The sequence below is a fragment of the Streptomyces sp. NPDC002788 genome, assembly GCF_053592115.1.
The window spans coordinates 243857-257532 of record NZ_JBSFVB010000001.1; the positions used below are offsets into that span (position 1 = coordinate 243857).

Genomic DNA, 13676 nt, shown 5'->3' on the forward strand with positions numbered 1-13676 from the left:
ACTTCCGGCCGGCGTGCACGAGGGGCCGCCCGGTTCGGCAGTCGTGGTCGACCAGGTCGAACGACGCGTAGTGGTCGGCCGTGTAGTAGTCCGGACGCCGAGGAAGCCGGCGTGGGCCGGCTACGCGTTCTCCGGCAGCGCGTACTCGCCGTACTCGGGGCGGCCCTTGAGGTCGTACGTCTGGATCGAGACGCCCGCGCCGGTGACACTCCCGCCGGCGTGTTCGAACGCGGTCGGTACGGCGCCCTCCGGGAACAGCCGGAACCCGGAGCCGAGCACGACCGGGAAGGTCAGCAGGTGGAGGGTGTCGAGGAGGTCGAGCGCCAGCAGGGACCGGACGAGGGCGCCGCTGCCGTGCACCTGGACCTCGCCGTGGATGCGCTCCTTCAGGGCGGTGACCTCCTTGGCCAGGTCACCGGACAGCACGGTGGTACCCGCCCACCCGGGATCCGTCAGGGTCGAGGAGAACACGTACTTCGGCAGGGAGTTGAGCTTGGAGGCGACCGGGTCGCCGGGGTCGGTCACCTTCGGCCAGAACGTGGCGAAGATGTCGTAGGTGCGGCGCCCGAGGAGGAAGGCGCCCGGGCGGGCGAAGACCTCGTTGACGAACCTGCCGAAGTCCTCGTCGGCGTACGGGAAGCTCCAGCCGCCGTGCGTGAAGTTCCCGCGGGTGTCCTCGTGCGGACCGCCGGGGGCCTGGTAGACGCCGTCGAGGGTGACGAAGAGGGTGGAGACGAGCTTGCCCATGGCGGGTGCCTTCCTTCCGGAACTCGTGGGATCTGCTGCCATCGGTTCAGACCCCCCGGGCGCCCGCAACTCATCGCTGGGCCGTACGGCGCCCCGGGGCAGCAAGTCGACGTCCGTTCGCCGCCGGCATCGCCCCCGGCCGACCGCTGGGATGGAGGCATGACTTCTCGAGGAACTCTTGACGGCAAGGCGGCTCTCGTGACCGGCGGGAGCCGTGGCATCGGCGCGGCGACGGCCCTGCGGCTGGCCCGGGAGGGCGCGGACGTGGCCGTCGGCTATGTGAACGGCAAGGAGGCGGCGGAGGACGTCGTGCGGGCCGTGGAGGCGCTGGGGCGCCGGGCGGTGGCGCTGCGCGCGGACGTGGCGGACGCCGCCGAGGCGGCCGGTGTCGTGCACGCGGCCGCCGAGGCGCTGGGCGGGCTCGACGTGCTGGTGAACAACGCGGGCGTGGGGGTGCTCGGGCCGCTGGAGACCCTGTCCCTGGCGGACGTGGAGCGGGTTCTCGCGGTCAACGTACGCGCGGTCTTCCTGGCGTCCCGGGCGGCCGCCGCGCTGATGCCGGAGGGCGGGCGGATCATCACGATCGGCAGCTGCATGGCCCAGCGCGTGCCGGGGCCCGGCGGGACGCTCTACGCGACGAGCAAGGCCGCGCTGATCGGTCTGACGAAGGCGCTGGCGAGGGAACTGGGCGGGCGCGGGATCACGGCGAACCTCGTCCACCCCGGCCCGATCGACACCGACATGAACCCGGCGGACGGTCCGTACGCGGCCGGGCAGGCGGCGATGACGGCGCTGGGGCGGTTCGGGACGGCCGACGAGGTGGCCTCGATGGTGGCGTATCTGGCCGGGGCGGCTTACGTGACCGGGGCGGAGTTCACGGTGGACGGCGGACACGCCGCGTGAGGCACCGGGGGGCGCGGTGGACGGCGGACACGCGCCGTGAGGTCGGGAGGGTTCGCGTCGCACCGGACACCCCGTGAAGGACGGAGCGTTCTCGGTGAACGGGGCACACGCCCCGTGAGGCACGCCGGGCCACGGTGCGCGACCGGCACACGCCCCGTGAGGCACGCGCGGGGCGCACCGGTGCTGTCAGGTCGGTGCGCCCGCGGGGCGGGGGGTTCAGCCGCCCAGCTCCTGGTGCCGCGCCGCAAGCCGGCCCGCGCCCTCCTGGGTCAGGGAGCCGAACAGGCGGAGCCTGGAGATGCCGCCGTCGGGGAAGATGTCCACGCGCGCGTGCGTGCCGACGGCCGGGGCCGGAAGGACGAAGCGGTGGTTGGTGTCGGGCTGGAGGCGGGTGCGGGGCAGGATCTCCCGCCAGTCGCCGTCCTCGCCGTCCTTGACGGACACCGACGCCCAGCCGGCGCTGTTGCCCTTGAGGTACGCGGTGTCGATCTCAAGGGCGCGGATCTGCGCCTGGGCGGCGAGCCGGTAGCGGATCCAGTCGTGGCCCAGGTCGCGTCGGCGCCGGGTCTCCCAGCCGTCGTCCATCTTGCGGGAGCGGCCAGGCTGGATGGTGTTGGTGGCGGGCGAGTAGAAGCGGTCGGAGGCGTCCTCGACCTGGCCGCCGTTCTCCAGGGCGACGACGTCGAAGGTGCCGAGCACCTCCAGCCACGCGGGGTCGGGGACGACCTCGCCGTGCACGCGCAGGCGGGCGATGCCGCCGTCGGGGTGCTGGTTGACCCGCAGGTGGCTGAAGCACTGCTCGACGGCCACGGCGAAACCGTTCGCCGCGTGGCCGCCGACCGGGGTCCGCGGGACGAGGGTCGTCCACTTCACATCGTCCCCGAGGAGTTCCTCGGGTGACGGGGAGCCCGCGACGCAGGCGCCCTCGACGGACACGGCCTGCGGATAGTTGCCGCGGAAGTGGGCGGTGTCGACGACGATCCCGCGGATCACGCCCGGGGCGCCGAGGCGGACCAGCGCCCAGTCGTGGTCCTCGGCGGTCGGCCAGGGGTGCTCGGCGGAGGCGCCCCGGCGGCGGCGCGTCTCCCAGCCGTCCATGATCTTGCCCTTGTGGCCGAAGTGCTCGGGGTCGAACTCGGCGCGCCCGGGCAGCAGCAGGTTCTCCCGCTGGGCGAAGAACTCGTCGTTGGCGGCGATGACACCGGCACCCAGACGCCGGTCGGCGAGATCGGCGTACGGGGTGAAGGGGAAGTCGGCGGTGCGGTAGTCCGCGTACGGGTCGCCGCCCCCGTAGGGGTTCGCATCGCCGGTGAAGCTGGGAATCGCCGTCACGGTGATCAGATCTGCCTTTCGAAGTCCGGGATGGGGATCAGCTGGTTCGGGTGAGGAGCCGCCCCTTCGGTTCGGTGAACTCGCCGTCCGCGACGATCCGCTGCCCACGCAGCCAGGTGGACTTCACGACGCCGTGCAGGGTCCTGCCCGCGTACGCCGTGACGTGGTTGCGGTGCTGCAGGGCCGCCGGGTCGACGGTGAAGGTCTCGTCGGGGGCGAGGACGGCGAAGTCGGCGTCGCGGCCGACCGCGATGGCGCCCTTGCGGTCGTCGAGCCCGACGAGTGCGGACGTCCGCGCCGACATCCAGCGGACGACGTCCTCCAGGCCGTGCCCGCGCCCCCGGGCCTCGGTCCACACCGCCGCCAGGCTCAACTGGAGCCCGGAGATGCCGCCCCAGGCCGTCGCGAAGTCGGCGGTCTTGAGGTCGGCGGTGGACGGGGAGTGGTCGGTGACGACGCAGTCGATGGTGCCGTCGGCCAGTGCCTGCCAGAGCAGGTCCTGGTTGGCGGCCTCGCGGATGGGCGGGCAGCACTTGAACTCACTGGCGCCGTCGGGGACTTCCTCGGCGGTGAGGGTCAGGTAGTGGGGGCAGGTCTCCACGGTGACGCGGACGCCCTCCGCCCGCGCCGCGGCGATCATCGGCAGGGCGTCGCTGGAGGACAGGTGCAGGACGTGCACGCGCGCGTCGAGGGCCTTCGCCTCGCGGATGAGCTGGGCGATGGCGGAGTCCTCGGCGTCCCGGGGGCGGGAGGCGAGGAAGTCGGCGTACCGGGGGCCGGGCGCCTGCGGGGCGGAGGCGAGGAGGCGGGGGTCCTCGGCGTGCACGATGAGCAGACCGTCGAAGGCGGCGATCTCGGCCATGGCGCGGGCGAGCGCGTCGCGCTCCAGGTGCGGGAACTCGTCCACGCCGGACGGCGACAGGAACGCCTTGAAGCCGAAGACGCCGGCCTCGTGCAGCGGGCGCAGGTCCTTGAGGTTGCCGGGCAGGGCGCCGCCCCAGAAGCCGACGTCGATGTGCGCCTTGTCGGCGGCGACCAGCTGCTTGGTGCGCAGGTGCGCCACGGTCGTGGTGGGCGGCAGGGAGTTGAGGGGCATGTCGACGAGGGTCGTGATGCCGCCGGCCGCGGCGGCGCGGGTGGCGGTCCAGAAGCCCTCCCACTCGGTGCGGCCGGGGTCGTTGACGTGCACGTGGGTGTCGACCAAGCCGGGCAGCAGGACGTGGTCGCCCAGGTCCTCCAGGCGGGCGGTCCCCGGTACGGGCGCGTCGTACGGGAGGACGGCCGTGATCGTGCCGCCGGCGACCGCGACCGAGGCGGCACGCGTCCCTTCGGGAGTGATGACACGTGTCGAGCGGAGCACCAGTTCAGCGTCGGACACCCGAACCCCTTACTTCCACGTAACGGAATTCAACTTTCTGTTGAAGGAGTCTTCACTCCCTCTCCCGCGCCGTCAAGGGCACACTGGACCGCGGCACCTTCCTTTGACCACTCCTGGACGTTTCCACAAAGCGGAATTAAACTTCCAGAAAGCAGAACGTAGCTACGAACAACCGGGGAGTCAACCGACTGCCGGGTAGGCTTCAGCTCTTCCGCCAGCCCCGAAAGGAACGCGCCGTGCCGACGTCCAGCGCCAGCACCACCGACTCCGCCCGGTCCTCCGCGAACGGTGGGGTCCAGTCCCTGGAGCGCGCCTTCGACCTGCTCGAACGGATGGCGGACGCGGGCGGCGAGGTCGGCCTGAGCGAGCTGTCCGCGAGCAGCGGACTGCCCCTGCCGACCATCCACCGCCTGATGCGCACGCTGGTGGCCTGCGGGTACGTACGCCAGCAAGCCAACCGGCGGTACGCGCTCGGCCCGCGCCTGATCCGCCTCGGCGAGTCGGCCTCCCGGCTGCTGGGCACCTGGGCGCGGCCGTATCTCGCGCGACTGGTCGAGGAGACCGGCGAGACGGCGAACATGGCACTGCTGGACGGGGACGAGATCGTCTACGTGGCGCAGGTGCCGTCGAAGCACTCGATGCGGATGTTCACGGAGGTCGGCCGGCGCGTACTGCCGCACTCCACGGGCGTGGGCAAGGCCCTGCTGGCCGGTTTCCCGCCGGAGGAGGTGCGCGCCCTGCTCGCCCGGACGGGCATGCCCGCCGCGACGGAGAAGACGATCACGACGCCCGACGGGTTCCTCTCGGCGCTGGAGGACGTGCGCCGCCAGGGCTACGCGATCGACGACAACGAGCAGGAGGTCGGGGTGCGTTGCCTGGCGGTGCAGGTGCCCGACTCCCCCACCGCCGCGGCCATCTCCATCTCCGGTCCGGCCGGCCGGGTCACGGAGGCGGCGACGGACAAGATCGTGCCGGTGCTCCAGCAGGTCGCCGGGGAGCTGTCCCAGGCCCTGGCCAGCCAGAGCCCCGCGTGACGGAGTCAGGGGTCCTTGCACTGTGCCCGCCCGGGTCGCGCGGCCTGGCACCGCGCCTCGCCGCGTTGCCGAAACGCCCAGGTAGCTCCGCTACCAGGGCCCTCCGGCGCCTTGCGATGCACGGCACCGGACCACGCGACCTGATCGAACGCTCATAGCGCAAGGACCCCTACCAGCACTGGCCCGGCCGCTGCACCGACCGGCACGGCTCCCAGGACGTGCGTCGAGTGCGCCTGGTCCGGCTGCGACCCGGTCGGCAACGGCCTGATGGCCGGTCCGGCCTGTTTCCGGGACGTCGAGGCCCGCTACCGGCAGGTCGACGGCAAGCCCGGGCCCGCCGGCATTTTCAGGTCGTCCCGTCGTCGCCCGGAGGACGGGGCGTGCCGGGAGGCGACGACAGGGACTGCGAAGGCCGCCACGCTCGGACCTGCGGGAACCAGCCTCGGTAGCCCGTGCGCGCCCTCCGGGGCTCGAACCGCCCGCAGGGCCACGTCTCCTGGACGACTTCCGTCCGCGCCGGCCAGAGCGCCTAGCCCTGCCCGCGCACCGGCCCTCCGAAGAGGTCCACCGCCTGCCGGACCTCCGCGAGCTCCGGGGACAGGGCGCTCACCGAGCCGATCGCGCCGGCGATCAGCAGCAGGGAGCGACGCAGCCGGGGGATCTCGGCGGCGCCGGTGGCGGCCATGGCGTCCAGGGCGGCCAGTTCCTCCTCGGCGATGCTCCGGTCGGCGAAGTCGCCGGGATGGGCGGCCAGTCGGCGACGCAGCCGGGACACGGCGGAGCGCAGCTCCGTCACGCGCGGGTCCTCGTCGGCGCCGGTCACAGGCCCCTGCCGCTTCTGCTCCACGCTCCGCAACACAGTCCTCCCCCTCGCACGTTCTCGTGTGCGTGCCCTGCCGACGCGAAGTCCCCCACACCGGGCCCTGGTCGGGCGCCCGGCCCGTCGGTGCGGGCGACAGTAAACGACGCGGGCCACCGGGCGCCAGTCCATTGCGTCATCGACTTGTTTCGCTACGTGACTTTCAGGCCCGAGGCGCACGCCCGTGCGGCGCTCGCACCGCGCCGCCCGGGGCACGCGCGGGGCGTGCGGTATGCAGGAGCCATGACGACACGGGAGACGACGGGCGGGACGCGTCCGGTCGCGGGACTGCTGCTCGCGGCTGGCGGCGGGCGGCGGCTCGGCGGGCGACCCAAGGCGCTGCTGACGCACCGGGGGCGTCCGCTCGTGGAGCACGCGGTGCGGGTCCTGCGGGAGGGCGGCTGCACGACCGTCCATGTGGTCCTGGGCGCACGGTCCGACGAGGTGCGCGCACGGGCCTCGCTGCCCGGCTGCGTCCTGGTGGACAACCCCGTCTGGGAGCGGGGCATGGGGACGTCCCTGCGGGCCGGGCTCGGCTCGCTCGCCGGTACGGGTGCCCGGGCCTGCCTGGTCTCGCTCGTCGACCAGCCCGGCATCGGCCCGGAGGCGGTCGCCCGGGTCCTGGGGGCGTACGAGAACGAGGAGTCCCTCGCCTCGGCCGCGTACGAGGGGGTGCGCGGTCATCCGGTGCTGTTCGGCGCCGCCCACTGGGCGGGCATCGCCGCGACTGCCACCGGGGACCGGGGGGCACGCGCCTATCTGAAGGAACGCGCGCCGGCCATCACGCTCGTGGAGTGCGGTGACGTGGCCCGGCCCTACGACATCGACACCGAGGCCGACCTGGCCCACCTTGAGTGAACGGGGTGGCACGGAGCGCCATCCTGCCTCGATCCGGAGAGTCTCGACATCAACACGATTGAACTTCCACCATGAGGAAACTAGTATCCACCGTTCAGAAGCGCCCGACCTCCCAGCTCTCGGCTTCGCTCGAGCAGGGGGCCCCATCGCGGGCGCCGAACGCCGTGTCCGGGAAGACTGGCACCCGGTGCCACCGCCGGTTCGTCTTCACAGCTCGCTGAAGGAAGTGACCGTTCATGTCCGCTCCAGCGCCGTCCCCGCTGGCCATCGTCGACGCCGAGCCCCTGCCCCGGCAGGAGGAGGTCCTCACCGAAGCGGCACTCGCCTTCGTGGCCGAGCTGCACCGGCGGTTCACGCCCCGGCGTGACGAACTCCTCGCCCACCGCGTCGAGCGCCGCGCCGAGATCGCCCGCACCTCCACCCTCGACTTCCTCCCGGAGACGGCCGCGATCCGCGCCGACGACTCCTGGAAGGTCGCCCCGTCCCCGGCGGCCCTGAACGACCGCCGGGTCGAGATCACCGGCCCCACCGACCGCAAGATGACCATCAACGCCCTCAATTCGGGCGCCAAGGTGTGGCTCGCGGACTTCGAGGACGCCTCCGCGCCGACCTGGGAGAACGTGATCCTGGGCCAGCTCAACCTCACCGACGCCTACACCCGGAACATCGACTTCACGGACCCGGGGTCCGGCAAGTCGTACGCCCTGAAGGCCAACGAGGAGCTCGCCACGGTCGTTATGCGTCCGCGTGGCTGGCACCTGAACGAGCGTCACCTCGTCGCCCCCGAGGGCACCCCGGTGCCCGGCGCGCTCGTCGACTTCGGCCTGTACTTCTTCCACAACGCCCAGCGCCTGCTGGACCTCGGCAAGGGCCCGTACTTCTACCTCCCCAAGACGGAGTCCCACCTGGAGGCCCGCCTCTGGAACGAGGTGTTCGTCTTCGCGCAGGAGTACTGCGGCATTCCGCAGGGCACCGTCCGGGCGACCGTCCTCATCGAGACGATCACGGCCGCGTACGAGATGGAGGAGATCCTCTACGAGCTGCGCGACCACGCCTCCGGGCTGAACGCGGGCCGCTGGGACTATCTGTTCTCCATCGTCAAGAACTTCCGTGACGGCGGCGCCAAGTTCGTCCTGCCGGACCGCAACGCGGTCACGATGACCGCCCCGTTCATGCGGGCCTACACCGAACTCCTCGTCCGCACCTGCCACAAGCGCGGCGCGCACGCCATCGGCGGCATGGCGGCCTTCATCCCCTCCCGCCGGGACGCCGAGGTCAACAAGGTCGCCTTCGAGAAGGTCCGCGCCGACAAGGACCGCGAGGCCGGGGACGGCTTCGACGGCTCCTGGGTCGCCCACCCCGACCTGGTCCCGATCGCCATGGAATCCTTCGACAAGGTCCTCGGCGACAAGCCCAACCAGAAGGACCGACTGCGCGAGGACGTCGACGTCAAGGCAGCCGACCTCATCGCCATCGACTCGCTCGACGCCAAGCCGACGTACGCGGGTCTCGTCAACGCGGTGCAGGTCGGCATCCGTTACATCGAGGCCTGGCTGCGCGGCCTCGGCGCCGTCGCGATCTTCAACCTGATGGAGGACGCGGCCACCGCCGAGATCTCCCGCTCCCAGATCTGGCAGTGGATCAACGCGGGCGTCGTCCTCGACAACGGCGAGCGGGTCACCGCCGACCTCGCCCGCAAGGTCGCCGCCGAGGAACTCGCGAGCATCAGGGCGGAGATCGGCGAGCAGGCCTTCGCGGCCGGCAACTGGCAGCAGGCGCACGACCTGCTGCTGAAGGTCTCCCTCGACGAGGACTACGCCGACTTCCTCACACTGCCGGCGTACGAGCAGCTCAAGGGCTGACCAGCGGGTCGAACGCCTAGCGCTCCGAGTGGCCCAGGGTCTTCCCCGGGGCCACTCGGTCGCGTACGGCCTTCTTCACGGCGGTCGGCTCGGGGAAACCCTGCTCGCGGCGGTCCCAGACCACCTCGTCGCCGACGCGCACGACGAACACCCCGCCGGTGCCCGGCTTCAGGGCCAGTTCCGTCAGTTCGGCCTCGAAGGTCGTGAGCAGCTCCTGCGCCAGCCAGGCCGCGCGGGGCAGCCAACGGCACTGGGTGCAGTACTCGATCTCGACACGGCCACTCATCCGAGGTGCACCGACCAATCCTGTTGGGCCGCGGGCTTGCCGTGCAGGTCGGGAACCTGCTTGAGCCATGCGGGGCGTCCTTGCTGGTTCTTCGCCGCCCGCAGGGCCTCCTCGGCGGCGAGTTCCTCCCGATCGGGGAAGTCGGAGGGCAGCCACGACCCGGAGGCGCGCACGCGCGCGTGGAGGTACGTCACGTACGCCTCGCGGGCCGCCTCCGGAGCGGCGAAGGCCGGGTCGGCCGCGAGCCAGGCGTCCGGGACCTCGGCGAGGATCCCGCGCAGCAGTTCCTCGGTCACCTTCGGCGCGAATTCGGCGTCGGCGGCCCGGACGTCGGGACCGTAGTGGCCGAGGGCGTGGTGCCGGAAGTCGTACGCCTTCGCGGGGTCCGAGCCTTCCCAGCGGTGGTGGAAGACGAGGGCGGCGCCGTGGTCGATCAGCCACAGGCGCGGGGGCGCCACGCCCAGGGTGGGCCAGACCAGCAGGTTGGAGCTGTGGACCGTGCGGTCGACGTTCACCGTCAGCGCGTCCAGCCAGACGATCCGCCCCGCCTCCAGGGGATCGACGGGGAAGACCCGGGCGATCTCCGGGGTGAGGTCCCTGGCGCCCGGCAGGTAGTCCATGCCGAGGTTGACGCCCGCGCTGGCCGTGTGCAGGCCCCGCACCTCCTGGTGCGGCTCGTGGTCCGCGATCGCCGGATCGAAGTGCACGAGGACCAGTTCGGGGAAGCGCAGCCCGAGGGCCCGGGCCAGTTCACCCACGATCACCTCGGCGACCAGCGCCTTGCGTCCCTGCGCGGAGCCGGTGAACTTGACGACATAGGTGCCGAGGTCGTCCGCCTCGACGACTCCGGGGACGGAGCCACCGGAGCGCAAGGGCTCGATGTAGCGGGTTGCCGCGACCTCTCTCAGCACTTACGAAGGTCCCGTCGCGCATCTGCCTTACATCCCACGACTACCTCCGAGGTGCTGCACTCCGGGGAAACACCCACGATCACCCCTGGGGAGAACTTGGGGAGTTCCGACTGGCACGCTCGTCTCCCTTCCTCCCCAGCGATCCGTCGAGGGCGGTGCGCCCCTTGCCTCCGGCCTCCGGCATGAAGTGAGCATAGTAACCAAGCGTGACAGCCGGAGAGGAACGCCCGAGCCATCGCGCCGGCGTCACCACCGAACTCCCCCGCCTCCAGAATGATCGAAGCGGATGTACCGCAGGTCAAATGCCCTTGTACTTGCTCTGGCCGGCGTTGAAGTCCTTGACGATCTTCTTTACGACGTCGTACTCGGCGACGTGTTCCACCAGCGGGCAGGGGAGCATTTACTGAGCAGCCGGACCAGGCTCCTTGCCCGGGGCGCCCGTGAGCGCGAGCAGCTGTGCCACAGCCCGCGCCCAACGCGTGATGCGGCAGGGCGAAGGTGGTCCGCCCGGGGAACAAGCCGTCGGCGTCGTGGACGTCGCGAACAGCGCGGGCTACGCGGCACGGCTCACTGTGTGACGGCCGGCCCGCGGGGCGGGCCGGTCATGGTCAGGCCACCGGATCGAGGAAGGTCAGCACGGAGGCGTCCTCCTCGATGAGCGGGGCGAGTGCGGTGTTGAACGGGCCGCCGTACGGGGCCTTCAGGTGTGCCTGGAAGGCGTCCTCGTCCCGGTACACCTCGAAGATCCAGTAGGCGCGCGGATCGGCCTCTTTGGTGTAGACGTCGAAGGCGAGGTTTCCCTCTTCCTCGCGCACCTTCTCGGCGTACTCCAGGATCAGGCGTGCGACCTCGTCCTCCGCTCCCTCGCGGGCGGTGAACTCGGCGAGCAGGGTTTTCTTCATGGTCTCGCGTCCTTGTCAGTGGTGGGCGGAATCGAGGTGCCAGACGGCGGCCTTGTCCAAGTTCACCGAGCCGTTCTCGGCGAAGACCTCCACTCCCTGGCTGGCGGGGTCGGGGAAGATCTGGTCGGTGATCACGGCCTCGCCGTTGCCGCCGAAGACCTCGACGGACGACCAGTCGACGAGGATCCGCAGCTTCACCTTGCCGTTCTTCGCCTTCAGCGGGGCGGTCTGGACGCCGGGGAAGGTGCTGTTGAAGTCCACGGCGCCGGAGCGGGTGCGGTCGACGTACAGCTCCTGGGTCGTGGTGTCGTAGCCGATCACGGTCTCCTCGCCCCCGGCGCCCGTGCGCACCTTCAGGCCGAAGCGTTCGGCGTCCTTGAGGGAGAAGGTCGCCTCGATGTCGAGTGCCTTGCCCTCGGCCGCAGGGCCGATCAGGGGCTTCGTCGCGCTCTTGACGGTGACACCGGACGCCGTCGCCGGCCCGCTCTGCCGCAGGGACTCCAGGCTGCCCACCGGCTTGCTGGTCAGCCGGATCCGGCCGTCGACGGTACGCAGTGCCATTTCCCGCGGAATGCTTTGCGCGCCGCGCCAGGGGGAGGTGGGGATGGCGCCGCTGTAGTCCCAGTTGTTCATCCAGCCGATCATGTAGCGCTTGCCGCCCGGTGCGTTCTCCCAGGACACGGCCGCGTAGTAGTCCTTGCCGTAGTCGGCCCAGTCGGCGCGCTGCACGACGGACTTGGCGGGGGCGTCGGCGGCGGTGAACCGGTCGGCCAGGATGTGGCCCCAGCCGGCGGTGTTCATATCGACGATCTGGACCCGCGCCTTCTTGCCGGCGTAGGGACGCATGTCGAAGGACGCCCAGTCCAGGGTCTCGCTGTTGGAGCCGGTGGCGCTGCGGACGACCTGGCCGTCGACGACCAGGTTGACCGACGTCTCCTGGGACACCGGCTGGGCCTTGGTGTCGGACAACATGATGTGGTCGACGTTGATGTGACCCCAGCCGCCGGTGTTGTCGTCGACGATCCTGATCTGCGCCTTCTTGCCGGCGAGGTCCTTGACGTCCCACGAGGCCCAGTTGAGCGCCTCACCGTCCTTTCCGGTCGTGCTGCGCACCACTTGGCCGTCGACGAGGAGTTCGACGGCGGTGGGGTTGCCGGAGCCGACGGGGTGGTTGCCGCCGCCGACGAGGAAGTTGACGTAGTCCTTGTCGATGGTGAACTCCGGCGAGGTGAGGGTGCCGGTGGTGGAGTCGCCGTTCAGGTAGCTGTTGACCAGGCCGCTGCCCAGGAATCCGGAGACTTCCTGCTGGTTGGGGAGGGTGCCGGTGGCCGGTGCCGAGCCGAAGGCGTCCCCGGCCGTCGTCCAGTCGCCGTAGCCGCCGCCTTCGAAGTCGGCGAGGACCGTGCCCGCGGGCGGGTCTGCCTGCTCCAGGAGCGTCCCGGGCTCGTGCGGATGCCGCCCGCCACCGACCTTGAAGTTCAGGTAGGGGCTGTCGACGGTGAACTCGGGTGAGGTGAGGATGCCGGTGGTCGCGTCACCGCCGTGGAAGCTGTTGGCGAGGCCCTTGCCGTCGAAGCCCTCGACGGTTCCCTGCCCGGCCACCGCCCCGGCAGCCGGTCCGTCGCCGAACGCGGTGCCGGTGGCCGTCCACGCGCCGAAGTCGGTATTCTCGAAGTCCTGCATCACCGTGCCGGCGGGCGGGGTGTAGGTGCCCTTGCCCTCGGCGGTGAACTTCTTGCCGTCGAAGTCGCCGATGAAGTACTGGGCGGCCGAACCACCGGCGATACCGCCGGGGTTGATGTTGACGACCAGGACCCACTTGATGTTGTTCTTGTCCCCGTCGACCGCGAGGGGGAACAGGTCGGGGCACTCCCACACCCCACCCGTCGCGCCGGCCGGCCCGAACTCGCTCAGCAGGTTCCAGTCCTTGAGGTTCTTGGACGAGTAGAACCGCACCTTGTGCTCGGTGGACAGCGAGACCGTCATCAGCCAGCTCTTGGTCGGCTCGTACCACTGGACCTTGGGGTCGCGGAACTCCTTGGAGCCGATGTCGATAACCGGATTGCCCTGGTACTTGGTCCAGGTGCGGCCGCGGTCGGTGCTGTAGGCGAGCGACTGGGCCTGTATACCCGTGCCCTTGTCGTAGCTGGTGTAGATCGCCACCATGGGCGGGTTCTTCTCGGTACCGAAGCCGGTGGTGTTGTCCCAGTCGACGACCGCGCTGCCCGAGAACACCATCTCCTCGTCGTCGTGCGACAGGGCGAGCGGCAGCTCCTTCCAGTGCACGAGGTCCTTGCTCACCGCGTGCCCCCAGGACATGTCGCCCCACGAGCTGCCGTTTGGGTTGTACTGGTAGAAGAGGTGGTACTCGCCCTTGTAGTACACGAGCCCGTTGGGGTCGTTCATCCAGTTCTTCTCCGGAGTGAAGTGGAACTGGGGCCGGTAGGTCTCGGAGTACGGCGAGGTGTCGGCGGCGAGGGCCTGGGGGGCCAGCGGGGCTGCGGACAGCGCGCAGACGGTCGCCACCGCCGCGATCATCCGTATGCGGGCATGCCGGGATACACGTCCTGAACTCATGGTGTCTCCTGTGCCGCGGCCGTCCGC

The 13676-nt window shown here is 70.9% G+C and carries 12 protein-coding genes; 4 read left to right on the top strand and 8 right to left on the bottom strand.

All coding sequences use genetic code 11. The annotated features are described in order from the left end of the window. Positions 1 to 120: 120 nt before the first annotated feature. Positions 121 to 747 (bottom strand): dihydrofolate reductase family protein, encoded by a 627-nt coding sequence (locus tag ACWD1U_RS01075; RefSeq protein ID WP_451103555.1) that lies wholly within the window; start codon positions 745 to 747, stop codon positions 121 to 123. A gap of 159 nt (positions 748 to 906) precedes the next feature. Between ACWD1U_RS01075 and ACWD1U_RS01080 the strand changes: the two genes are divergently transcribed. Further along, positions 907 to 1650, top strand: coding sequence for an SDR family oxidoreductase (locus ACWD1U_RS01080; protein WP_451103556.1), 744 nt, complete (start codon positions 907 to 909; stop codon positions 1648 to 1650). A 216-nt stretch (positions 1651 to 1866) separates the two neighbouring features. Here the strand turns inward: ACWD1U_RS01080 and alc are convergent, their stop codons facing one another. Beyond that, entirely contained in the window at positions 1867 to 2982 is a 1116-nt protein-coding gene (gene alc / locus ACWD1U_RS01085) for an allantoicase (protein ID WP_451103557.1), read from the bottom strand. A gap of 37 nt (positions 2983 to 3019) precedes the next feature. Next, a complete protein-coding gene (gene allB / locus ACWD1U_RS01090; protein ID WP_451103558.1) occupies positions 3020 to 4360 on the bottom strand; it encodes an allantoinase AllB in 1341 nt (446 codons plus the stop codon). 236 nt (positions 4361 to 4596) lie between these two features. Between allB and ACWD1U_RS01095 the strand changes: the two genes are divergently transcribed. After that, positions 4597 to 5394 (top strand): IclR family transcriptional regulator, encoded by a 798-nt coding sequence (locus ACWD1U_RS01095; protein WP_451103559.1) that lies wholly within the window; start codon positions 4597 to 4599, stop codon positions 5392 to 5394. 529 nt (positions 5395 to 5923) lie between these two features. Here ACWD1U_RS01095 and ACWD1U_RS01100 read toward each other — a convergent pair. After that, positions 5924 to 6250, bottom strand: a complete 327-nt coding sequence (locus ACWD1U_RS01100) for a DUF5955 family protein (RefSeq protein WP_451103560.1) — start codon at positions 6248 to 6250, stop codon at positions 5924 to 5926. A gap of 246 nt (positions 6251 to 6496) precedes the next feature. Here ACWD1U_RS01100 and ACWD1U_RS01105 point away from each other — a divergent pair, with 246 nt between their 5' ends. Both ACWD1U_RS01105 and aceB read left to right on the top strand, forming a co-directional pair. Next, entirely contained in the window at positions 6497 to 7111 is a 615-nt protein-coding gene (locus ACWD1U_RS01105) for a nucleotidyltransferase family protein (RefSeq protein WP_451103561.1), read from the top strand. A gap of 236 nt (positions 7112 to 7347) precedes the next feature. Beyond that, positions 7348 to 8973, top strand: coding sequence for a malate synthase A (aceB, locus tag ACWD1U_RS01110; RefSeq protein WP_451103562.1), 1626 nt, complete (start codon positions 7348 to 7350; stop codon positions 8971 to 8973). A gap of 16 nt (positions 8974 to 8989) precedes the next feature. On the opposite strand, the gene ACWD1U_RS01115 is transcribed toward aceB, so the two are convergent. The 4 genes from ACWD1U_RS01115 to ACWD1U_RS01130 form a co-directional block, all read right to left on the bottom strand. After that, positions 8990 to 9259, bottom strand: coding sequence for a SelT/SelW/SelH family protein (locus tag ACWD1U_RS01115; RefSeq protein WP_030242193.1), 270 nt, complete (start codon positions 9257 to 9259; stop codon positions 8990 to 8992). After that, positions 9256 to 10170: a HipA family kinase gene (locus ACWD1U_RS01120; protein WP_451103563.1), complete on the bottom strand. Its 915-nt coding sequence runs from the start codon at positions 10168 to 10170 to the stop codon at positions 9256 to 9258. The genes ACWD1U_RS01115 and ACWD1U_RS01120 overlap by 4 nt, the downstream gene beginning before the upstream one ends. A gap of 608 nt (positions 10171 to 10778) precedes the next feature. Beyond that, a complete protein-coding gene (locus ACWD1U_RS01125) occupies positions 10779 to 11072 on the bottom strand; it encodes a putative quinol monooxygenase (protein WP_451103564.1) in 294 nt (97 codons plus the stop codon). A 15-nt stretch (positions 11073 to 11087) separates the two neighbouring features. Next, positions 11088 to 13649 (bottom strand): GH32 C-terminal domain-containing protein, encoded by a 2562-nt coding sequence (locus ACWD1U_RS01130; protein ID WP_451103565.1) that lies wholly within the window; start codon positions 13647 to 13649, stop codon positions 11088 to 11090. Positions 13650 to 13676: the final 27 nt, after the last annotated feature.